The 22,600-nt window shown below is 35.6% G+C and carries 22 protein-coding genes and 2 pseudogenes; 10 read left to right on the top strand and 14 right to left on the bottom strand.

Features of this window, described 5'->3' with window-relative positions:
• Window positions 1–6: 6 nt before the first annotated feature.
• Window positions 7–765, bottom strand: coding sequence for a phosphatidate cytidylyltransferase (locus CINF_RS05520; RefSeq protein ID WP_179974794.1), 759 nt, complete (start codon window positions 763–765; stop codon window positions 7–9).
• 126 nt (window positions 766–891) lie between these two features.
• Between CINF_RS05520 and CINF_RS05515 the strand changes: the two genes are divergently transcribed.
• The gene (locus CINF_RS05515; RefSeq protein ID WP_179975946.1) at window positions 892–1,521 is read left to right on the top strand and encodes a protein-L-isoaspartate(D-aspartate) O-methyltransferase; all 630 of its coding nucleotides are present in this window, start codon (window positions 892–894) and stop codon (window positions 1,519–1,521) included.
• Between the two features lie 204 nt (window positions 1,522–1,725).
• On the opposite strand, the gene guaB is transcribed toward CINF_RS05515, so the two are convergent.
• Both guaB and CINF_RS05505 read right to left on the bottom strand, forming a co-directional pair.
• Complete coding sequence (guaB, locus tag CINF_RS05510) at window positions 1,726–3,177, bottom strand: IMP dehydrogenase (protein WP_179974793.1); 1,452 nt, start codon at window positions 3,175–3,177, stop codon at window positions 1,726–1,728.
• A 215-nt stretch (window positions 3,178–3,392) separates the two neighbouring features.
• The gene (locus CINF_RS05505; RefSeq protein ID WP_179974792.1) at window positions 3,393–5,339 is read right to left on the bottom strand and encodes a motility associated factor glycosyltransferase family protein; all 1,947 of its coding nucleotides are present in this window, start codon (window positions 5,337–5,339) and stop codon (window positions 3,393–3,395) included.
• 133 nt (window positions 5,340–5,472) lie between these two features.
• On the opposite strand from CINF_RS05505, the gene CINF_RS05500 reads away from it, so the two are divergent.
• From CINF_RS05500 to CINF_RS05475, 6 genes are all read left to right on the top strand, one after another.
• Entirely contained in the window at window positions 5,473–6,459 is a 987-nt protein-coding gene (locus tag CINF_RS05500) for an AI-2E family transporter (protein ID WP_179974791.1), read from the top strand.
• 12 nt (window positions 6,460–6,471) lie between these two features.
• Window positions 6,472–7,155, top strand: a complete 684-nt coding sequence (locus tag CINF_RS05495; RefSeq protein WP_179974790.1) for a hypothetical protein — start codon at window positions 6,472–6,474, stop codon at window positions 7,153–7,155.
• A gap of 126 nt (window positions 7,156–7,281) precedes the next feature.
• Window positions 7,282–7,851, top strand: coding sequence for an NTP transferase domain-containing protein (locus tag CINF_RS05490; protein ID WP_179974789.1), 570 nt, complete (start codon window positions 7,282–7,284; stop codon window positions 7,849–7,851).
• A 62-nt stretch (window positions 7,852–7,913) separates the two neighbouring features.
• Window positions 7,914–8,660, top strand: coding sequence for a ribonuclease III (rnc, locus tag CINF_RS05485; protein WP_179974788.1), 747 nt, complete (start codon window positions 7,914–7,916; stop codon window positions 8,658–8,660).
• The gene (gene aroC, locus CINF_RS05480; protein ID WP_179974787.1) at window positions 8,657–9,880 is read left to right on the top strand and encodes a chorismate synthase; all 1,224 of its coding nucleotides are present in this window, start codon (window positions 8,657–8,659) and stop codon (window positions 9,878–9,880) included. The genes rnc and aroC overlap by 4 nt, the downstream gene beginning before the upstream one ends.
• Window positions 9,881–10,001: 121 nt before the next feature.
• On the top strand, window positions 10,002–11,105 hold the full coding sequence (locus tag CINF_RS05475; protein WP_179974786.1) for an argininosuccinate synthase: 1,104 nt from the start codon (window positions 10,002–10,004) through the stop codon (window positions 11,103–11,105).
• A 192-nt stretch (window positions 11,106–11,297) separates the two neighbouring features.
• Here CINF_RS05475 and CINF_RS05470 read toward each other — a convergent pair whose 3' ends face one another.
• The 6 genes and pseudogenes from CINF_RS05470 to CINF_RS05445 form a co-directional block, all read right to left on the bottom strand.
• On the bottom strand, window positions 11,298–11,480 hold the full coding sequence (locus tag CINF_RS05470) for a hypothetical protein (RefSeq protein WP_205195793.1): 183 nt from the start codon (window positions 11,478–11,480) through the stop codon (window positions 11,298–11,300).
• Between the two features lie 244 nt (window positions 11,481–11,724).
• Window positions 11,725–12,147: a type II secretion system protein gene (locus tag CINF_RS05465; RefSeq protein ID WP_420808746.1), complete on the bottom strand. Its 423-nt coding sequence runs from the start codon at window positions 12,145–12,147 to the stop codon at window positions 11,725–11,727.
• A 1,449-nt stretch (window positions 12,148–13,596) separates the two neighbouring features.
• Entirely contained in the window at window positions 13,597–14,082 is a 486-nt protein-coding gene (locus CINF_RS05460; protein WP_179974783.1) for a phosphatidylglycerophosphatase A family protein, read from the bottom strand.
• 167 nt (window positions 14,083–14,249) lie between these two features.
• Window positions 14,250–15,518: a sulfate adenylyltransferase gene (locus CINF_RS05455; RefSeq protein WP_240156096.1), complete on the bottom strand. Its 1,269-nt coding sequence runs from the start codon at window positions 15,516–15,518 to the stop codon at window positions 14,250–14,252.
• Window positions 15,490–16,338, bottom strand: coding sequence for a response regulator (locus CINF_RS05450; protein WP_178697311.1), 849 nt, complete (start codon window positions 16,336–16,338; stop codon window positions 15,490–15,492). The genes CINF_RS05455 and CINF_RS05450 overlap by 29 nt, the downstream gene beginning before the upstream one ends.
• Window positions 16,339–16,645: 307 nt before the next feature.
• Window positions 16,646–17,032, bottom strand: a pseudogene (locus tag CINF_RS05445) (ABC transporter substrate-binding protein); the annotation flags it as partial.
• Window positions 17,033–17,186: 154 nt separating this feature from the next.
• On the opposite strand from CINF_RS05445, the gene dba reads away from it, so the two are divergent.
• The 3 genes and pseudogenes from dba to CINF_RS05430 form a co-directional block, all read left to right on the top strand.
• Window positions 17,187–17,354, top strand: a complete 168-nt coding sequence (dba, locus tag CINF_RS05440) for a disulfide bond formation protein Dba (RefSeq protein ID WP_002779270.1) — start codon at window positions 17,187–17,189, stop codon at window positions 17,352–17,354.
• Between the two features lie 11 nt (window positions 17,355–17,365).
• Window positions 17,366–18,883 carry a disulfide bond formation protein DsbI gene (gene dsbI / locus CINF_RS05435; RefSeq protein ID WP_179974782.1) on the top strand — a complete coding sequence of 506 codons (1,518 nt, stop codon included), beginning with the start codon at window positions 17,366–17,368 and terminating at the stop codon, window positions 18,881–18,883.
• A 103-nt stretch (window positions 18,884–18,986) separates the two neighbouring features.
• A pseudogene (locus CINF_RS05430) lies at window positions 18,987–19,208 on the top strand (AAA family ATPase); the annotation flags it as partial.
• Here the strand turns inward: CINF_RS05430 and CINF_RS08975 are convergent.
• The 5 genes from CINF_RS08975 to CINF_RS05405 all read right to left on the bottom strand — a co-directional run bounded on the left by CINF_RS08975 (window position 19,172) and on the right by CINF_RS05405 (window position 22,537).
• Window positions 19,172–19,600: a hypothetical protein gene (locus tag CINF_RS08975; RefSeq protein WP_240156095.1), complete on the bottom strand. Its 429-nt coding sequence runs from the start codon at window positions 19,598–19,600 to the stop codon at window positions 19,172–19,174. The pseudogene CINF_RS05430 and the gene CINF_RS08975 overlap by 37 nt on opposite strands.
• A 139-nt stretch (window positions 19,601–19,739) precedes the next feature.
• Entirely contained in the window at window positions 19,740–20,324 is a 585-nt protein-coding gene (locus CINF_RS05420; protein WP_179975944.1) for a C39 family peptidase, read from the bottom strand.
• 12 nt (window positions 20,325–20,336) lie between these two features.
• Window positions 20,337–21,074, bottom strand: coding sequence for a hypothetical protein (locus CINF_RS05415; RefSeq protein WP_179974781.1), 738 nt, complete (start codon window positions 21,072–21,074; stop codon window positions 20,337–20,339).
• Window positions 21,055–21,513 carry a hypothetical protein gene (locus CINF_RS05410; protein WP_179974780.1) on the bottom strand — a complete coding sequence of 153 codons (459 nt, stop codon included), beginning with the start codon at window positions 21,511–21,513 and terminating at the stop codon, window positions 21,055–21,057. The genes CINF_RS05415 and CINF_RS05410 overlap by 20 nt, the downstream gene beginning before the upstream one ends.
• A 325-nt stretch (window positions 21,514–21,838) precedes the next feature.
• Window positions 21,839–22,537 (bottom strand): hypothetical protein, encoded by a 699-nt coding sequence (locus CINF_RS05405; protein ID WP_179974779.1) that lies wholly within the window; start codon window positions 22,535–22,537, stop codon window positions 21,839–21,841.
• Window positions 22,538–22,600: the final 63 nt, after the last annotated feature.

The raw sequence follows: 22,600 nt of genomic DNA, 5'->3' as shown, positions 1-22,600 counted from the left end.
GCTTAATTATCCTAAGGCCACAACGAGCACTACCGCGCCAAATAAAAGCCCATCAACCCTATCAAGCAGCCCGCCGTGGCTTGCTAGCAAGGTGCCGCTATCTTTGATGCCAGCAATGCGCTTTAAATAGCTCTCAAATAAATCGCCAAAAATCCCAAAAATCGCTACTAAAATGCTAATCCCAAATGCTTTAAAATGGCTAATTGCTTGCTCGTTAATTTCTATAAAATTTATCGCATACAAATATCCTATAATTGCCCCAGCCATCACACCAGCTAGCGCGCCTTCTATGCTTTTGTTTGGGCTTGATGGACAAAGGGCGTGCGCTTTATTTTTGGCCTTAGCAAATCTCCCGCCAAAAAAGGCCGCACTATCGCTAGCTACTATACAAAGCACAAGCCAAACAAGCGCGCTCATACCTTGATCTTTTAGTAAGCCAAACATCAAAAATATCGGCGCTACTGGATACAAAAATGGCAAAATGATTTTTGGCTCTTTATGTTGGATTAAAGCTAGCGCGCCAGCAATTATTGCAAGCATTAAAAAAATCACATAAAAAGCATTCATAAAAGGCAAAAAAGTAAAAAATACAAGGCTTAATAAAACCAGTGCGCGATTTTCTATGCTATAAAATTTTAAAGATTCGCTCACGCAAGCACACAAAAGCAGGGCAAAAAGTATAAAATTTATCCACGAAATATCCAAACAAGCCAAAATTACAAAGGCTAAAAGTAGGCCAAGGCCGATTATTATGCGGTTTTTCATAATTGTTCCTAAAAGCAAAATTGTTGATTTTATCTAAAATTTGCTAAATTTAATCAAAATTTTAACCCTAGCTTAAAATTAAAAGCAAATTTTAAACAAACTTTGGCATAATGCGCGCCCATGAAAATACAAGCCCTAGAACTTGCCAAATGCGCAAAACTCGCCGACCAAATCAGCGAAATTTTAAATCTTAGCCCAGATATTAAACAAGCTTTTGCAAATACCCCACGCACGATTTTTGCTCCATCATTTGCCGATCCTTTTAGCCTTGATGCTCATCCTATTGATAGCGGGCAGTGGATTAGCTCGCCTCTAACCGTGGCTAAAATGACCATAGCCTTAAATGCCAAAAACTGCGATAATGTTTTAGAAATAGGCTGTGGTTCTGGCTATCAAGCTGCGATTTTATCGCATTTGGCGCATAGAATTTTTAGCATTGAGCGCATAGAAACGCTTGCAAATACCGCAAAAGCGCGCTTTAAAGAGCTTGGGGTAAATAATGTTTTTGTGCGTTTTGATGATGGCAATAATGGTTGGAGTAGCTATGCGCCTTATGATCGTATTTTGCTTAGTTGTGGCTGTGTGAGCGTGCCTGAGCGCCTTTTTTCTCAGCTAAAAGATGGCGGGATTTTAGTAGCACCAGTTGGCCAAAACCAACAACAAAACATAATAAAATACACAAAATTTGGCGATGAAATTACAAGCCAAAAGCTTGATGTTTGCGAGTTTGTGCCACTTTTAAGTGGTAGAGCGTGATTAAAATTTGAAAATTATCTTAAAAATCACAAATTTTAAAAATTTATCTAAGAAATTTTAAACTTTATCCTTAAAATAATATCTTAAAATTTGGCTAAGAAATTTTAATTTTATCTTTAAAATTAGCAAATTTTAAAATTTATTATTAAATGAAAAAATTTTAAAATTTATCATTGCTTACAGAGCAAGCGCTCTGTAAATTTGCTATTTAACGCGGTAATTTGGGGCTTCTTGCGTGATTATTACATCGTGGGCGTGGCTTTCTCTAAGGCCTGCTGAGGTAATCTCTACAAACTCAGCCTTAGTTTGAAATTCTGTGATATTTGCGCTACCACAATACCCCATCGAGCTTCTTAACCCGCCAAGTAATTGATGAGCTACTGCTTTTATGCTACCTGCGTAAGGCACGCGCCCTTCGATGCCCTCAGGCACTAGCTTTTCAGCAGCCGTGCCTTCTTGAAAATACCTATCTGAGCTTCCACGCGCCATAGCCGCGATTGAACCCATGCCACGATAGCTTTTATACTGCCTGCCTTGGAAAGTTACTAGCTCGCCTGGCGTTTCATCACAGCCTGCAAATAACGAACCTATCATCACAGAGCTAGCACCAGCTGCTAAGGCTTTGGCTATATCGCCGCTGTATTTTATACCACCATCTGCTATTATAGGCACGCCTGAGCCTTTAGCAGCCTCAGCGCAGTCGCTAATGGCTGTGATTTGTGGTACGCCAACGCCTGCAACTATGCGCGTGGTACAAATCGAGCCTGGCCCAATGCCTACTTTAATGCCATCAGCACCTGCTTGTATTAAATCCTCAACAGCTTTTGGATTTGCTATATTTCCTACTATTACATCTATATCAGGTAGGGCTTTTTTTATTTCTTTTAATGTGTCTATTATGCCCTTAGTATGTCCGTGCGCGCTGTCTATTACAAGTGCGTCCGCGCCAGCTTTTGCTAGCTCTAAGGCTCTATCTAGCGCGCCCACGCCAATAGCAGCTGCTACGCGCAATCTGCCGTATTTGTCTTTATTTGCGTTTGGGTATTCTTTGCGTTTTTTTAGATCTTTTATGGTGATTAAGCCTTCTAAGCGACCATCATCATCTACAATAGGTAATTTTTCTACTTTATTATTAGCAAAAATTTTCTCCGCATCATCAAGTGTGCAACCTTTTGGAGCGGTAATTAGTGGGATTTTTGTCATAACCTCGCGCACTGGTTTTTTATAATCTATCTCAAAGCGCAAATCTCTATTAGTTAAAATGCCCAAAAGCATCTTAGCCTCATCAACTACTGGCACACCTGAAATGTGGTATTCGCTCATAATCTCTAACGCGCGCGCCACACTTTCATTTGGGCTTATAAAAACCGGATCAAAAATAATCCCACTCTCACTTTTTTTGACACGGCGCACCTCTTTTGCTTGGCTTTGTGTATCCATATTTTTATGGATTACGCCTATGCCACCTATGCGCGCCATCATAATAGCTGCGCGGTGTTCTGTAACTGTATCCATAGCAGCTGAAATTAAAGGCACATTTAAAGAGATGTTTTTTGTAAGTTTGCTTGTAATATCTACTTCTTTTGGCAAAATTTGTGAATATTGTGGCACTAAAAGCACATCTTCAAAGGTTAGGGCGCGTTTAAGAATCTTCATCTATTCTCCTTAAAATTTTCGCGCAATGATAGCATAAATCTGCGTTGTTAAGGAATTTTTAGCTAGCAAGAAGATAAAATTTAAAATTTTAATTAAATATTATTTTACGAAAATAAAAGTAAGAAATATGTAAAAATCAGCCTTTTATAAAATTTGTGTGTTGATTTAGCAAGCTAATTTAAAGTTAAAATTTTAAATTTTAGCTTGCCAAAAAATTATTTTTCTAGCCATTCTTTTGATTGATTTAAGATGTTTTCATTTGTAACATCTATATAACCTGCTATGGTAAAAAGCCAATGAGCTTGTAAGCAAACCCATTCATAAAGTTTTTCGCATTTTTGCTCGTAAGTATCTGCTTGGCGCACTACAAGCTTAGCAAAATCTAAATCTTTATGTTTAAGCGCAGCACCACAAATAGTAAAATAACTGCTTAAAAATCTTTTATCACTTAGGCTATCTTTTATCACATCAACTTTATCGCTAAAAGCTTGTAAGCGAGCGTAATTGATTTTGTTTTCTTTGCCTTGTTGTTTTAAGAGTTTTACTTTTTCAATTTCTTTTACTAAGGCTGAAAAAAGCTTTTCTACGCGTTTTTGTAGGTTTTGACCATAGCGCAGGGTGGATTTTATGTGTTTTTGGTAGCGTTGCAATTTAGCAGCTTGGCGTTTTTGGCTTAGTGGTTTTATAGCTTTTAGGTGTTTTTTTGGCTCTTTTAGGATTATTTCTACTAGTTTTTCAAATGGTTTTTCTTCTACTCCGCTAATGCGCGCTCCGCCTTCTGTGCAATTATAAAGCTTGATTTCTTTGCGATGTAGCATTGCTAAGTTTTCAAAATATCTTCTAAATAAATTCCAAAAAGTATTAGTCTTAACAAAGCCCTTGCCACCATATTTTGGCGCAAGCTCGATAGTTGTTTTTTCTATATCGGTTTCTCTTTCGGTAAAAATATGCCCTTTTGAATGGCTCGTGCCATTATCGCCAAAGGCTAAATCTTGGCCTATTAAAATGGCTTTTTTATGCCCTAAGGCTAAGGCTAAATCAAACCCTAAATGCGCTGCTGATGGCCCTGAGCCCATGTAGCCAAAATCTTTATCCTTAAAACCTCTTTCATAATTTAATGGTCGCATTGTATAAGAAACATTGCGCCCTTTCATTTTAGCTACTGTATCTTCGTGCATCAAGCTTGAAATTACAAAAATTATATCTTTATCAAATTCATTTGGCGTGGAGTTATAAAATTTACTAGTTGCTGGCACGCGCTCAATGCTTACTACATAATCAGGCACGATGCCTTCTTTTTTTAGTATCGGGTAGCTCGCATCTACACAAATAACGCTTGCGTGTTCGCGCACTTTTTTTAATAAAGGCAACTGCTTTGCAAGGCTGGGGCCAGTGGATACGATAATGGCGCTTTTTACTTTATTTTTGCGCGCTTTTATAATGCTTGAAATAGCTAGGTTTTTTAGCATTTGAGGAATGTTTTTTGTGGTTTGGTTTATGCCTGTGAGTGCGTCTGTGCAGTCGTTGCCTATTTCTTGGATGCATTGTTTTATCGCATCATTCATAAAGCGATTTACTTTAAGCATATCATTTTTATAGCTTAAATAATACGGGCAATTTATGTATAAATCATATAATTTCGCACTAGAAAGCACCTCGTCCATTCTAGCAATAGCATAATAATGCGATGGGCTAAACACGCTTGAATGCGCGATTACTAGGCGATTTTGGTGTAAATCTATGCTAAAATCGATTAGGTTTAGCACTATAAAAATAATCTCAATTTCTGGCTCAAAAACTATAATGCGTTTGTGGCTATCATTTGCTAAGAGCGATTTTATCAGCACTCCATTGCCAAGTCCGTAAATAAAAAGAGCCAAATAGCGCGCATATTTTTTTTCAAATTCATTTATTTGTTTTGTAACATCATCTAGTGGATTTTTGTATAAATATTCATAATTTTTTGTGTTAATTATGTTTAAAGCTAGCGGATCAGCGCCCATATAAACATTAAAATTTTTATTCTCTTTAATCTCTAAAAGTTCTTTTGCGAGCGTGGCCGAATAAGTGCTAATTGCTAAAATATTTCTTTCAAAAATGCTGATTTTATCGCCTTTATCTAGGATATTTTCTATGTGTTTGCCTAATTCGTGTTTTGTCATTTTGATCCTTTTAAATTTTAATTAGTCCTAAATCGCCAAAATTAAAATTTATTAAAATTTGAGATTTTTTAAGCAATTATAATGCCAAATTTAAGTTATAATTTTAGCTTAAATTTTATTTTTTAGGTATTTTATGAAACACATTCAACTCTTTGCTGCTTTTGTGATCATTTGTGCTGGATTAAATGCCGCAGCTAGCGTGGTTGTGCCGTTTTTGCTAGCGATTTTTATTAGCGTGGCGGTTTTGCCTTTGATGCGAATTTTAACGCATTATCGCGTGCCACGCGCTCTTGCGATAGTATTTTTGGTAGGGATTTTTGGGACGATTTTATGGTTGCTTGGTGGAGTTTTAAGCAATACAATTAGTGCTTTTGTGGCTGATTTGCCAATTTATCGCGTTAAGTTTGAAAGCGTGCTTGCTAATTTGCTTCAATGGCTACAAGAGCGTGGCATAAACACTAACGCAAACGAGCTAATCTCACTAAATGTAGAGCGCATTTTTAGCTCAGCTACTGGGATTTTAAAAAGCACCAGCGAGATTGTAACTAAAAGCTTTTTAGTGCTTTTATTAGTGATTTTTATGCTTTTTGAAGCACCGATTTTTGCTCAAAAATTTATTAGTTTTGGTGATTTTGCTTCAAGCGTGGTCGGTAATTTTGCTAGAAATTTAACCCATTACATCGCCATTAAAACCACCTCATCGATCGCAACGGCCGCTATTTTAGCACCTGCTTTGATTTATTTTAATGTTCCATATATTAGCATTTGGTTATTTTTGGCTTTTGCGCTTAATTATATCCCAACGGTTGGTAGCATAGTAGCAGCGGTGCCTGCGATTTTTATGTGTTTATTGGTAAATGAACCTATTTATGCTTTGTATTTGGCTATTATTTATTTGATTGTAAATATCGCAATAGGCAATTTTATCGAGCCTAGATTTTTAGGCTCTGGGCTTGGGATTTCTACGCTTGCTGTGGTGCTTAGCTTGATTTTTTGGGGATTTTTGCTAGGGATTGGCGGGGCGTTTTTAGCAGTGCCATTAACTATGAGTATAAAATTAGCCCTAAATGAAAGCAAGCAAATGCGCTATATAGCGGTGCTTTTAAGTGATAAGGCTTAAATAAGGATTAAAATGAAAATCTTCTTTTTAGCTACTATGCTAAGCAAACGAGCAAGTAATCTAATAAACGCAAATGATGAATATTTAGTGCTTTCACCACTTGATGATGAAGAGCTAAAAAGCAAATGCCAAAGCAAAATTATAAAATACGAAATAGACACGCTTGCTTTTGTTTTGATGATGATTTGTGCGAAAACTTTTTTAGAAAATGAGTTTTTTAGTGATGCAGATATTGGCTATTTAAGCGGTGAAAGCAATGTAGGCGAAGAAGAAATAGAGCAGATTTTAGAGTTTTTAGCAAAGGCAAAACGCCTAATAATTGCGCCTGAAATTTTTAACGAAACTAATGCAAAAAGTTTGGAGTTTATGCTAGGGCTTATTTGTAAGCATTTTGAGCTTGAAAGCGTGGATTTAGCAGGGCAGGGCGTTAGTTTTGATGGAGAGCTTGGCGAGCTTGAAGATGGGCGCGATTTTAACGGAGCTTGCGTGTTTTATTACACAAACCCGCAAAGCAAGCTTTTAGGCTCAGAGCTTTTTGCAAAGGTTGCAAAACTAAAAAATGGCGATAAAATCACGCTAAAAACAAGCTTTGGCGAGTTTGAAACTACTTTTAGTGTGGATGAAAAATTAAAAGGATTGATAGGAATTTTTTCTCACCAAAAAGCAAAAAATTGCTTTGAGAGATTAAAATTTTAATTTACGCTTAGCGCATTTGGCGCAAATTTTAAAATTTGAGTTTTGAAATTTTAAAATTTCGGCTTTAAAATTTTAAATTTTTGGCTTTAAAATTTTAATATTATAAAATTTGTTAAAAGAGCAAAAATGCAAAATGCCTTAATTTTAGCTGGGGGTAAATCAAGCCGTATGGGCTTTGATAAAAGCTTGTTAAAATACGATAATTTCGCTACGATAACGCATTTTTTATATTATAAATTAAGCAAGCTTTTTGCTTGCGTGCAAGTTAGCGCAAAAGAGCAAAAATTTACCCCGCCACTACCTTTGTTAAAAGATGATTTTAAGGATTTTGCGCCTATTTTTGTGCTGGCTAATTTAGATAAGTTTTTTACTTCTAGCATTTTTATAATCCCAGCAGACCAGCCCTTTATCAACGAAAGCACGATTTTAGCGTTATTTGAAGGCTCAAAAAGCGCGCAAATTTGTATAGGATCAAATAAAGACCAAACTCACCCGCTTTGTGGATTTTTTAATCCAAGCATTGCAAAAATAGCAAAAGAGCAAATAAAAAATCAAAATTACGCCATAAAAGAGCTTTTAAAGGCTTGCGATACCAAAATAATAAGCTTTGATGAGAGCGAGCAGTTTATAAATCTAAACACCACAGCAGATATCTCCAAGGCAAATAATGCGCTAAATATGCGCTTAAAATACTAAAATTTAGACTTTATAAAGGCATTTTTAGCTACATTCTTGCTTAAAATTTTTTAGGATTGTGTATGAGTGGGCTTGAAAAATTACAAAAAAATTTAGGCTATGAGTTTAAAGATACTAAACTTTTAGCACACGCTTTGGAGCATAAAAGCACGCATAGTGGGCTAAATAACGAGCGTTTGGAGTTTTTGGGTGATGCGGTGCTGGATTTGATTGTGGGTGAGTATCTTTTTAAAAAATTTAAAAATCAGCACAACGAGGGCGATTTGAGCAAATTGCGAGCTGCTTTGGTTAATGAAGCTAGCTTTGCAAAAATCGCTAAAATGCTTGAAATAGGCGAGTTTTTGCATATTTCGCCAGCAGAAGAGCGCAATGGAGGCAGAAATAAACCAAGCCTTTTAAGTGATGCGCTTGAAGCCACAATGGGCGCGATTTACCTTGAAAGCGGGCTTGAAGCAGTGCGTAAAATTTTTATAAAACTGCTTGAAAAAGAATATAAAAATATCGACACAAGCACGCTTTATAAAGATTACAAAACCCAGCTCCAAGAGCTAACACAAGCGCATTTTGGCTCACTGCCTAGCTACGAGCTAATAAGCACAAAAGGCCCAGATCATAAAAAAATCTTTGAAATGGCATTATTTTTAAATGGCAAACAAATCTCAACCGCACAAGGCGATAGCAAAAAGCAAGCCGAGCAAGCTAGCGCCAAAATCGCATTAGAATTGCTTTTTGCTAAAAGCTCTACTAAACCAAGTAAAATTTCAAACAAAAAAGAGCCAAAATCAACAAAAAATAAAGGCACAAAATGAATACCTTTGGCAAAATTTTAAGATTAAGCACTTTTGGCGAGAGCCATGGCAGGGCGATTGGAGGCGTGCTTGATGGCTTGCCAGCTGGTTTGAAAATAGATTTAGCTTATATTAAAGCGCAAATGGCGATGCGAAAACCAGGCGGCAAATACGCAACCAACCGCAAAGAAGATGACGATTTATCCATACTTAGCGGGGTTTTTGAAGATGATGGCGCATTAATTAGCACAGGCACTCCAATAGGCTTTATCATCAAAAACACAGCCCAGCACAGCGGGGATTATGATAATATCAAAGATATTTTTCGCCCAGGTCATGCTGATTATACATATTTGGCAAAATACGGCGTGCGCGATTATAAAGGTGGCGGCAGAGCAAGCGCAAGAGAAACGGCTATAAGAGTTGGCGGAGGCGCGTTTGCTGGGTTGCTTTTAGATGAGTTTGGCATAAAGGTTCAAGCTGGCGTGATATCAATTGGCAAAATCGGCCAAGCAAAGCACGCCCTAAGCGCGCTTGCAAGCGGTAAAAATAGCCAAGATTGCGATTTTAGCCACGCCGAAAATAGCGAAATTTTCGCCCTAAATCCTAGCCTTGAAAACGAGCAAAAAGAGCTTATCCAAAAACTCAAAAATGAAGGCAAAAGCGTAGGCGCAAGCGTGATTGTGCGCATTAGTGGGCTATTTGCTGGGCTTGGCGAGCCGCTTTATTATAAACTAGATAGCCAGCTTAGCGCTGCGATGATGGGCATAAATGGAGTAAAAGCCGTAGAACTTGGCATAGGCGCGCATTCAGCCAAGCTTAACGGCTTTGAAAATAACGATTTTATCCAAAGCCTAAAATCAAGCAAACAAAACACGGCAAATTTTAATCAAGCAAATGCCCTAAATATCGGCAAAAATGCCTTAGGCTATGGCTTGGATTACGCTCCAAGTGCTAGATTGCTATCAAATAACGCAGGCGGCGTGCTTGGCGGGATTAGCAACGGCGCAGATATTTTTATGCTAATTCATTTTAAGCCAACGCCTAGTATTTTTGAAGATGAACCTTGTATAAATACAGCCGGCGATGATGATATATGCGCGCTTCGTGGCAGGCACGATCCTTGTATTGGCGTGCGCGGAGCAGTTGTGGCTTGTGCGATGGCGCGCTTAGTGCTTGCTGATATGCTTTTACTTGGCGCAAGCAAAAGCCTAGCTCAGCTTAAAAAGGCTTGGCGTTAGATTTTATTAAAATTTCACGCTAAAAGCGTTAAAAATTGCCAAAAGCGCAATTAAAATTTTAAATCTAACCCTAAAAATCACAGCAAATTTTAAAGAAAGAAATTTTAAAGAAAGAAAAACCATGCAAACTTTAAATAAAACCCCAAAATGCTTGGCGTTATTTAGTGGCGGGCTTGATAGTATGCTAGCCATAAAGCTAATTAGCGCGCAAAATATCGCCGTCCATGCTGTGCATATTGATATTGGTTTTAGCGATGATGAAAATGTGCTTAATATAATGAAAGAGCGCGCAAAGATGGCAGGTGCTAGCTTTGAGCGTATTGACGGGCGTGAGCGGTATTTACACGAGGTGCTTTTTAGCCCACAATTTGGCTATGGCAAGGCCTTTAATGCGTGTATTGATTGCCACGCTTTTATGTTTAGGATGGCAATTTCTTTGCTTGAAAAATACGGCGCTAGTTTTGTGATTTCGGGCGAGGTGGTAGGCCAGCGTCCAATGAGCCAAAGAAGCGATGCGATGGTAAATGTAAAAAAGCTAGCAAATGACGAATACGATGTAGTTTTACGCCCATTGTGTGCTAAGCTTTTAGCGCCTACAAAACCAGAGCGCGATGGCCTAGTCGATAGAGAAAAATTACTTAGCATCAATGGACGCAGCCGAAGCATTCAGCTTAGCCTAGCAAAAAGCTATGGATTTAGCGAGTGGGCAAGTCCTGGCGGGGGTTGCGCTTTTACGGATGCGAATTTTGCCCTAAAACTTAAAGATTTTACCGCCCACGAAATGAAAAGTGATGAAAATTTTAAGCCAAATTTTAAAATTCCAAGCAATCAAGGCATTTTAACAAATATCAAAAAGCGTGGCGTTTTAAGTGCTGATGATAGCAAAATAAATGCGCTGGATTTACAATGTTTGCGCTATGGCAGGCATTTGCGCTTAAATGGCGGCGCAAAGGTGATAATCGGGCGCGATGAGAGCGAAAACGCCAAACTTAGTGCCATCAACAATCCGCGCTTTGAAAAGGTTTGTATTCAAAACTTAAAAGGCGCGCTCGTGCTAATTAGCAAAAATGCCAGCGATGATGATATGCGCGAAGCCGTGCGCCTTGCGCTAACTTATGCTAAAAGCGAGCCGGGCAAGGAATACAAGGCAAAAATCGGCGATAAAGAATTTAGCCAAAAAGCGTTTTTAAGCAAACAAGAGGCTAGAAAATATTTTGTGATTTGATATTTTTTATTTGATATTTTTTATTTTTTTGTAGTTTAAATTCCGCACGGGTTTTGAAAAATATTTTTGAAATTTTAAAATTAAAAGATTTTTGAAAATTAGAATTTAAAGAATAAAAATAAACAATCCATTGAAATTTTAAATTTATGATTTTGTGTTTTTGATTTAATGCTTTATCGCGCATTTTTTTGTTCATTCGCGTGTTGTTTTTGTTTTTTGTTCGCGTTTTTTTACCACGCAAGCCACAAAAATGCTACAAACACAATCACGCACGCCCCGTGTTAAATCCGCCCGTCTGCTACGCGGTTTTTTGTTTTGTTTTTTTGCGCCCACCGCCACACCCACAAAACAAGCCACCCAAACGCCACGCGCCAAATCCCTGACACACTCTTAGCCGTGCTTTTTTGCGCCACGCCTGCCATGCGTTTTTAGTTTTGCTTTTTTTTATTTTAAATTCCACACGAATTTAAAAAAAATTTGAAATTTTAAAATTTAAAGTTTTTTGGAGATTAAAATTTAAACATATTTAAATTTTAAAGAATAAAAATAAAAAACCCCTTGGAATTTTAAAATTCCAAGGGGACAGAGTTTAAATTATGCAAAATTAACTATAAATAAATTACCAAGTTACCTGCGAACCACCAATGATTATTTCACAATTACTAACATTATTTTTACACATAGTCTTTATTGACGGTAAAGTTTGTAATGCGGTGCATACTGGTTCACTATTAGTTGGTGTAATCACTAACTTTATCTTAGCTGGATTATTCGCATCTGTTCCTTCTGTGGCTGTTATGGCTACGCAATCTTTGCTTTTAATTTGAAATTTACCAGCACTATCAAGCGCATTCGTCATATCGGTATAATTGGTTGAGAACGAACCTTTTGCTGTATAATAAGCGGTTATATCACTAATTGCTGTTACTACATTCGTAGCCGCTTTGGCAATTTCTGCATCATCTCTTGTAGCTGCTAGTCTTGGTATCGCCACTGACGCCAAAACACCTAAAATTACGATAACAAATATTAACTCAATCATCGTAAAACCTTTTCTCATCGAAAACTCCTTGTGTTGAAATCCTAAGCAAACGCTGGCCCTATGATTGAGATTTTTGGAGTAAGCCACCGTCTGCTTAGTGCCTGCTTCAAGCAAGCGCAAGAATTATAGGGGGGGTTAAACTAAGCTTAAATTACATAAAGTTTTTTTAAAAAAAAATTTTCAAATTTCTTTAAAAATTTTAATAAATTTCTTTAAAATTTGGTAAATGTTTTATAATTTTGGTGGGTTTGGGGTTTAAATTCTTTAAATTTTATAAAGTCTTTAAAAATTTTGTGATTTTGCATTTTTGGAATTTTATAAATTCTTTAAAATTTGGCGCAGATTGGGTTGGTTTTGGGCGGGTGGTGAGAATAAAGAGCAAGGCGATTTGGCGCGTGGCTAAGAGTTTGCGGGCGTGTTTTCTTTTTAGATAATGGCGTGGCACGAATGGCTAGCGGAGTAGGGCGGGCGTTGCGGGCGACTTGGGTATTGTAGGCGTGTGGCTGAGAATTTGGCGTGGGTTAAAAATTAAATTTTAAAATTTTTAGCGGTTTGGCGGATAAAAATTTGCGTGGCGCGGGTTTTGGTGAGTTGAATTAAATAAAAATTTTAAAATTTTATTTTGGCTAAGAGTTTAGAGGGCGGGATTTTTGCGTGTTGAATTAAATTGAAATTTTAAAATTTGTTTTTTGGATTGTGGCTAGGAATTTGTGGGTGCAAGGTGATTAAAGGTGTGGCGGTTCGAGCGCGCGCAAGAGTGTGGTGGGCGCGGTTTGTTTTTAAATAATAGTTGGTTCGCGGGGGTTTAATAAAATTAAAATTTTAAAATTTCATTTTGTTTAAGAATGCAGCGGGCGTGGCTGAGAATTTGGCGTGGGTTAAAATTTGACGGGTTTTATCAAAGCGGGGCGCGGGTTTAAAATTTGGTGGATTTATGAATGAAATTTTAAAATTTTATTTTGGCTAGGAATTTGCGGGTGTACGGGTTTGGTTTTGGGTTTTTTGCGTGTGGATTAAAAATAAAATTTTAAAATTTGGGCGGTTTTGTGGATAAAAATGTGTGTGGCGTGGGTTAAAATTTGGCGGATTTTTTGAATGAAATTTTAAAATTTTATTTTGGCTAGGAATTTGGCGTGTTTGGTTTGTGGTATGTTGAACTAAGTTTAAATTTTAAATTTGCTTTTATAATTCAACTAAAAACTTACTAATTTACTTTGAATAAAAGTTGCATAAAATTTTAGTGTTTTTTATAATTAAATTAAAAACCCGTTAATTTATTTTGGGTAAAAGTTGCATAATTTATTTTTATAAATAGGCATAGATTTTACAAAATATGCATTAAAAAAGTAAAAATTAGCACTAAATTTTAAAAAAATCAGTATTAAAAAAATAAAAATTAGCATTAAAATTTCATAAAATTGGCATTATGTTTTGTGAAATTTTAAAGCCTTACACCCATGGGCTAGCTAGAAGTTCATTAAGTCCAAAATGCTCGAAAAGCGCGCTACAAAGGGCGCTGCAAATCCCAGCAAATACGCCAGCTAGCATATCATCGCCCATCACGCCAAGCCCGCCTTTTACATTTTTATCAATTTTGCCAATTATGCTGGGCTTGCTGATATCAAAAATGCGAAAAAACACAAGTCCCAAAATCGCGCCAAGCACGCCACTAGCGCCAAGAGCAATAGCAAGCCACACGCCAGCAACTTCGTCTATTACGATATGGCTTGCATCGTGGCTTTTGGTTTGGGCTTCGTAAGCATCGATGATTTTAATGCTAAATAAAAACAGCGCGATGCTCGCTAAAAATAGAGTTTCTCGCCCTAAATATTCATAAATAAAATACGCAATAATCGCGCCCGCTACGCTTCCCCAAGTCCCTGGTGCAGGGCGCAAAAATCCCACATAAAAAAAACTCACAAAAATTTTTTTCATTTTTATCCTTTAAATTTACTTAAGATTTATGAAATTTCTAAAATTTTAAAAATAATTTTTGCTAAAAAACTAGCATAAATTTTAAATTTTAAAAATAATTTTTGCTAAAAAACTAGCATAAATTTTAAAATTTTAAAATATATCTTTAAATCTGCCTTAATTATAATTTAATTTAATGAGCTAGTTTGATAAAGTCGCATTAATTGCTCGTAAAAGTCGCGCTGGTCGTGCTTTTCTAAGATCCCACGATTTGCAAATAAATCATCATAAATGCGCTGTAAAGATTTAAATCTATTTGGATAAAGTGCGTCTAAGATTATGGCTGAGATTTTTTTACGCATTAAAATCGCTGGCGGCATAAGCCCGGCAAAAAGCAATTCTTTAAGCGTGGCTTGGCTGTATTTTATGTGATGATGATCGCCGTGTGGGCAGGTTTTTGTGCTTGTGAGCGTGTGGCAAATTTCACAATAAAACATCTGGGGCATCACAATCAGCTCCAACCCCAAACGCTCGCAAACTTCATCAAGCAGGGTGTTTGCTTGATTGTTATCATAAAATAATCCAATGCCTGCGTGGTTTTGTCCTATTACTATTTTATTTGCGCCAAAATTCTTAGCTGTGATGACTTCAAGCACGGGATTTATGTGGTCGCTAAAAATCGTGGTATTTTCAAAAGGCACGATGGCTACACGCCCTGATGGCAAATAATTATCACAAAAATATCGCAAGCATTCAAGCCTTAAATCAAAGCTTAGCCTGCCTTGTATGTTATAAGTTCGCACTAAAAAGATTATCAAAAAATCTGCTTTGTCGATTGTCATGCGAATTAAGCGCTCATGCAAGCGGTGTAAGGGATCGGCTGTAAGCATGATGGCTGTGATTTTGCGGTAATTTCGCTCTTTTATGGTTTTTGCGATTTGGGTTTTGATTTTGGCTAATTTGCTTGAAAAAATGCTAAGTTCGCCAGCTATTGCTAGGGCGTTATTTTGGGATTTTTCTTTTGTAAAATTTATATTTTTTGCGCTAAAAATACTTAAATTTTGATGGCTGAGGTTGTAGATATTGCTTGCTTGGATTTTGCCTGCGATTTTGCCGTTTAAACAAAGATCAAAGGCGATGGTTTTTGGTTTTAAAGCATCGGTGTTGGTTTTGGCTTTTAAATTTTTTAACATTTTTTGATTTTCTTTGCCTGATGGGGCGAAGCTAAAAGCATAGGGCATTAGTTGTTTTTTATATTCGCCTGTTTTGGCGATTTGCTTTATTATATCATTATCTGCTAGATTTTTATGCTCGCCTAATGCCCCACTTGCGATTAGTTCAAGTGTGCCGTATTCATCTTCATTTATATTGATGATTTTTGCGTTTTTTAAAGCTTTGCTAGCTTCGTTTTTGTTGGCAGGGGTTTTTTTAGATTTTTCTTTGTTTTGTGATGCCATGTTTGCGCCTTTTGTCCCATATTAGCTTGCGGCTTACGCCTAGCATATTTGCTATTTCGATGTCTGTGTAAATATCTTGATAAGAGATGATGCAAAATTTTATATATTCTTGGATCGGCATAATTTCAGTTATTAGACTTTTTTCATCTAAGATTATTTGATTTTGCATGCCTTGGCTTACCTTGGCGTAAATGATGATATTTTCATTTTTTTTATTTAAAATTTTCTTTTTATCTTGTGCGTTTAAATTTTCAAAATCATAAAAATAATCTATGTGTTCGCCGGGTATTTCATCATTTGGTAATTTTATTCTTGCAAAATTTAAGCCCTTAACCTTGGCTAATGCACACACGAATAAATCGCTTTTAAAGCGTTCTTGGCTTATTAGGCATAGCGGCAATGATATATTTTTTAATAAATTTTTATTTTTAATTATTTCATCAGTGTTGTTTTTTATGATATTTTCATAGCTAGCGCTTAAAATTTTCAAGCGTTTGTAATCGCCAAGTAGCGTGATTTTGCGCCTTAATTCTTCTATGATTATGGGCTTTAAAATATAATCATCAGCCCCAGCTTTTAGGGCCTCTAAAATATCGTTGCTTATATAATTTACCAGTAAAATAATAATGCTTTTTTTATGCGCGTTAATTAATTTTAAATAATCAAAAAACCCGCTCATACTAAGCAAGATTACATCGTAGTCATCATCATTTAAGGCTTGCGCGGGGCTTTTTATATCACAGCTAAATTGCTCGCTTTCAAGCTTGCTTGCTAAGCTCGCAGCCAGATAGCTCTCAGCTTCTATGATTAAAATTTTCACTATTTGCTTTCAAAATTTTTGGGCGATATTTTACTTATTTTTTTATTTTATTTACTTGAATTTTATAAAATTTTGCTTTTTAAGGCGTTTTTTGCTTGATGAAATTTTGTTTATGTTTTTAGTGTTTATGGATACTATCTAGAATAAATCTAATTTTTAGCATTTTTGGCAAAAAAATTTTTTAATGCTTTAAATACTGAACAAATGGAGATTTTATTTGTCGAAGTGGTGCCCAGAACCAGCACTAACACTTTTAATAAAATATTCTTTTTATCGTGCTTTTAAGGTTTAAGGTTTATTTATAATCACTTAAAATTTCTATCTTTTCAATATCCTTAAAATTCACATAAATTTCGGCATTATTTTTAGGATCTTTAAAAGCTTCAAGGCTAAATTTGACATCTTTAGCACTAAATTTAGCCCCATCATGCCACAAAACATCATCTCTAAGCTCAAGCTCATACACTAAGCCGTCCTTGATAATGCTCCAAGACTTTGCTAAATAAGGCTTTGCTTTCATATTTTCATCAAAGCGAATTAAACCCGAAAATATCAAGCCTATTACAGCATCATGATCCTCGCTATAAGCGGGATTGATTTTGGGCGCTTCATTTTCCACAGCTATAATAAGTGTATCTTTTGGACTTGCCCATAAGGCACAAATAAAGCATAAAATTAACGCGATAATTTTCATAAAAACTCCTTGAAAAAATGTTGTGCGATTATAAAATAATTCAAAATTCCTTACAAGCTTATGGAGGGTTAAATTTATGAAAAAATTATAAAAATTTATTTTTAATTTATGTTTTTCAAATAAAATTAACGACTTTTATTTCAAAGGAGATACTATGGAGTTTCTTGAACTTTTATTAGTTTTAATCGCCTTGATACTGATTATCAAAAAACCAGAAAAAGAAAATTTGGCTTTTGGTTTGGTAATGGTAGCTTGGCTTTTAATGGTTTTTTTCTATGTTGGCCACAAAACAGGCGCACTATTAACAATAATGAATCTGTAAGGAAGGGCTAAATGAACGAAATCAATAAAACAAAAAATTTCTACACGCTAATGTGTTTAGCAGGCTTTTTGATTATACTCTTGCCTGTAGGTATTGCAAATTTTGTATTTGGTTATATGTTGGGCGATAGTCCTTGCACGCTTTGCTGGGGACAAAGAGAAGCAATGATCTTTATCGGTGTAATGGCGCTTTTCATTGTTCGTTATGGTATGAAAGGCAAATACCTTGCTGCTCTTTTAATCATGACAGCAGTAGGACTTTATCAATCTTTTGCTCACTATGGCAATCACGCTCATAGAGATTTAGATCAAGGTTTTGGTTTAGCAGTTTTTGGTATCCATACTTATTTTTGGGCTGAAGTAGTATTTTGGGCTGTTGTATTGCTTTTAGGTGTGATTTTTGCTTTTGCTCCTAAATTTAATGCTTTTGAAGCAGAATTAAATGGGGAAAAATTTAGAAAATACACTAAATTTAGCTTTGCAGCAGTTTTAATCAGTGCTATCATCGTAGCTTCAAATGTTTTCCAAGCCTTTGTAAGCACAGGTATTCCTCCTTATGTAGGACAAGGCGATCCTGTAAGATTTAGCTTAAATCCAAAATACATCATTTGGAGTACAGATGGTTGGAAGGGTTTATGGCAAAATATTTCTTTCTTAGGAAAGCGCGATGTTAAAGCTCCTGATTATGCCTTTGAGAGTGCTAGCGAAAAACTAGGCATTGTTTTTGATAATGACAGCCAAAACGCTCCTTTTGCAAAAATCGATGAAAATTTACAAATCACAAGTGAGCAAAATATTAGTTTTGATAAACCTATTAACACTCTTGATTTCATAGGTGGGGAATTTGTGGCAAGTTCTAAATTTGATGTTGCATTTATGGACGAAAATTTTAATATCAAAAGTGCTTTTGAGCTTGACCCTTACTTCTCAGCGACCATTGATCCTATCATAGGCGTTATTCCTTATATGCAAGATAAATTTTTACTTATGGGTTCTAATAAATCTTTCTTAAGATTTGGTAAAAATGAAAACGCCAATGAAGTTTTGCAATATGCAGATTTTATCAAAGGAGCAGATAAATTTGAAGGACAAGGCAAGGATTTAGGTCGTGGCAGACTTGATACAGTGCGTGCGAAATTTCACCATGTTGCTAGTATGACAAATGATGCAAATTACCTCTACCTAGCCACAGTGCCAAATAACAAAAACGCAAAAGACTTCATCATCTCTAAAGTTTCTCTAAAAGATAGAGTTCTTTCAGGCGAATTTAGTCCAAAAGCAGCACTTAAAGAAGGCAAAACTTTGGGTGATTTATATGTAACTTCTATGGCGTTTAAAGATGGGGAAATTTATGCACTTAGCAAAAATCACAATGTGATTGCCATCATCGATATTGCCAAAGAAGAAGTTGTGAAAGTCATCTCTTATCCAAGTGAGATTAAAAACGCAAGAAGCCTTTTCTTTAAAGATAATAAAATTTACATCTTATCTTATCAAGACGGCTCAAACAAGCTCTATACTCTTAAATAAGCCTTTTTTGGGCTTATGCCCCTTTAAACATTTATCAATGTTTTATAAATCCCTAACTTTAGGGATTTATACTATAATTTCAAAAATATTATTAAGGTAAAAAATGAGCCTAGCATTAACTTTTCGCCCCAACAATTTAGATGAAATTTTAGGACAATATTAACTCGTAGAAGTCTTTAAAAAATTCATCGCTATGCAAAAACTTCCCCATAGTCTCTTTTTTGGCGTAGCTGGCTCTGGTAAAACAAGCTTTGCAAGAGCGGTGGCTAAGGAATTTGGCTTAGATTTTTATGAATTTGATGGAGGAAATTTTAAACTTGAGGAGTTTTCGTGCAAGGTGGCGTTCCAAGCAGTGTTTTTATGTGAGATTTCTACAAACTCATCTAGCGTGCTTTTGTGAATTTTAAACTCAGCTGGCAAGCCAGCAGCTGCGTTAAAATCCGCCCCCATAAAGCCTTTATCATCTACGCTATATCCGTAGGCGGTAGTCTTGATCGCTTGGCTCACAGCAGTGGCTGAGCTTATAGATACATTTGAGCTAGGGAATTCTAGATATTCTACTCCGTTTATTTCTAGCTTTTTGGCTGTTTTTGTATCGCTTGATATTTCTATTTTACTAGGGAATTCTAGATTAAAAACTTCATTAGAATTCCCTTGTTCTTGCCTAGAAAAACTAGAATTCCAGTTTGTAGATCTTTGGTTTTGAGTTACTAGCATTTTATGCCTTTTGCTTTAATAATAGATTATGTGAATTGTTAAGCAATATTCGTTCTAAAATAAGAGAAAAAAAGTTTTATAAATTAAAAATTATGCTTGGCAATTAAGACTTATTGATAATTAAGGCTTTAAAAGAATTCTAGAATTTCTCAAAAAATATTTTATTTGGGAAGTTTATTTTTTCTCTTTGAAATTCTAGTTTTGGTTTTATTATTAGTGCGTATCCGCCCTTTTTTTCCCTATCCCAAAGGCTGTAAAACTGAGATTTAGAGGCTATATACTCGCCGTGGCTAGGGTCTAGTATGACTAAATAATCGCCATTATGATTTATCACAACCACAAAATGTGGAAATCTAGGATCATCTTCTATTTTTACAAGAATTGGTGCCTTTAAATGCTCTAAAATATTTCTATCTATTTTATATGAGTTTGTTTCGTAGTTTAGTGATTTTAGAGCATCTTCAAGATCAGCAAAGCTTACCATATCAGTGTGTAACTCTTTTTTACTTAAAGCTTTTATCATATCCATTTCAGCGAAGTTTTGCTTGTCTATGAGATTTAAGATTGTAGCCATACTAGCAGCACCACAAGAAGCCTCGTAGCTTTGCCTTATGGTGCGAGCATTTTTTATTTCTTGATATGATTTTACAGCAAAATTTGCGTAGCAAGAACAAGCCAATAAAAATGCTAGAAATATGGCTTTTGTTGGGTTTAGTTCATGCATTTTAATCAATTTTTATGCCCTAATATCCGTTTTTTTCATAAACTCCAAAAACTTCAAAGGGTCATTATTTTTCAAAAACTCTTCAAAAAATGTTTTTAGAATTTCACTATTTGCTGATGAGTTAGAATTCCTGCTTTTTGCGCCATTATACTGGCGCACTAGCATACGGTTATTTCGCTCAATTTCATCAGCTTTATTTTGGATATCTTTTGCTTGTTCTGCTTTTTTTGTAGCACCTAGATTTTTAGCCTTTGCTATCAGTTCGTTTTGACTCATTTCTTTGGTAAAAATATCAGTATCCCTGCTATCAAACAAATCTTTTTTGATATCCAAAAAGCCTTTAACTTCAGCAAAAACTTCACCTAGCACAAAATCTGTTATCTCTTTTGCTTTTTGTTCTCCCACATTTTGTGGGTTCATATAGTAAAAAATATTTTTGGTGCCATTTACTGCGTGGTCAAAAAGTCCATACATATACGCCCTTAACCCGCCACCTTGTGGCTCATCGTTTAGCATAGTGTATAAATCATTTTTCAATTCATTTCTGTATTTATCGCTTATTTGTAACCCTAAAGTGCTTTGATAGCCATTTTCTACGAATTTATCTACTTTTTTATACAACTCGGTGTCTTTGTAGTTTAGTTCGTTAGACACTATGCTTTGCGTTTTTACTGTTTTATATTGGTTTTCTTTTTGGGTGGCCACATTGTATGTGTAGCTGTTTGCTATATTATTTAACACTATACCCACCAAGTCTATTTTCAAAAGAATTTTTGTATTGATTTACCAGTATTTTAACTACATAGTTGTTATTCAGCAAAGAACTTGTAGTCAACTTCTGCAAACCACCATCTACTAAATCCAAACTCATCACATCATAAGTAAAATAAGCATACTTTCTACCATTTGGACTTGAAATATTTTTAGTTACTTTATAGCCTATTACTTGTTGGGTAATGCTTCTATATGGCACATGCCCAGTAGCTGTAACCAAGGCGGTTCCAATCAGATTGCCAGCTTCAATCTCGCTTTGAACAGTAGGTATAAATATAGCGAGCATTTCATTATTTGAAAGCTGATATTGCTCTGTTATATACCCACCCTTAACCTGCTTTGCTTCTTCTGGGCTAAGCACCTTTACACCAGGGCTATTATCGCTGATTTTGCCATTTGTTACACTAGCTAGCAAATCAACACCAAAAGCACTGCTAGCTAAAATAGCTGAAATTACAGCACTAAAGAAAAGTTTTTTAAACATATTTGCTCTTTAATTTGAAATATATCGGCAAGTTTAGTAAAAAATTAACAATTAAATAGACAAGTTGTTAATATTTTTTTATTGTGTTACTATTTTACACAATCTTTTATTATTTTTAGCAAGACGGCTAACAGCACATAACCAAAAAGACGATTTGAATAATTGTTTATCTATCCGTGAAAAATCAATAGTAATTTTCTGCACAGCAATGACAAGTTAATAAAAATGCCAAAAATATGCTTTTCATTTGGATAGTTTATGCCCTAATATCCGTTTTTTTCATAATTTCTAAAAGAGCTAATGGATTATTATTTTTTAAAAACTCTTCAAAAAATGTTTTTAGAATTTCACTATTTGCTGATGAGTTAGAATTCCTGCTTTTTGCTCCATTATACTGGCGCAGTAGCATACGATTGTTGCGCCCTATTTGCGCTTGTTTGTCTAGTTCTGCTACATTTTGATTTTGTTTATCTAATGTGTTTATTTGTTTGCTTGGAGTGTTTTTGGCCAAATTCTCCACTTTGTTTTTAAAATCTTCTATGCTAATTTCGCTACTAAAAACTTCATTTAGTTCGCTACTACTCATAATAACATCATTGTATTTTATAGCAAAATCTAAAAGTTCTTGTTTTTGGGAATCATCTAAGGATATGATTTTTGAATACAGATTATTTTTACCAAAAATGAAATGCTCATATCCTGCTTTTTGCAAGCTAGAAGCAGCGTCACTAGCTTTATTTGAAAGTACATTAGAAATCCTAGCTACTTCGCTTTCTTTATGCTCTTTGCTGGCACCTATTTGCTTGTATTGAGCATCGACAAAAGCTTGAATTTGGTCATTTTGTCCTCGGCTTTGATTGCTTTGTTTTTCTTTGTTTTGTAGCATATTTGTGATATAGCCCATATCATAGGCATATTGTAACGAGCTAGTGAATTCTTGATGGATAGGTAGCATTATTTTACTCTTGCCCTTGCTTTTAAGATATACTCCATATAAAATGATAGAAATATGCTTTCA

Source organism: Candidatus Campylobacter infans, assembly GCF_013416015.1.
GTDB classification, from domain to species: Bacteria; Campylobacterota; Campylobacteria; order Campylobacterales; family Campylobacteraceae; genus Campylobacter; species Campylobacter infans.
Note: the sequence above shows the minus strand (reverse complement) of the source record. Positions and strands in the feature narration are given on the sequence as shown.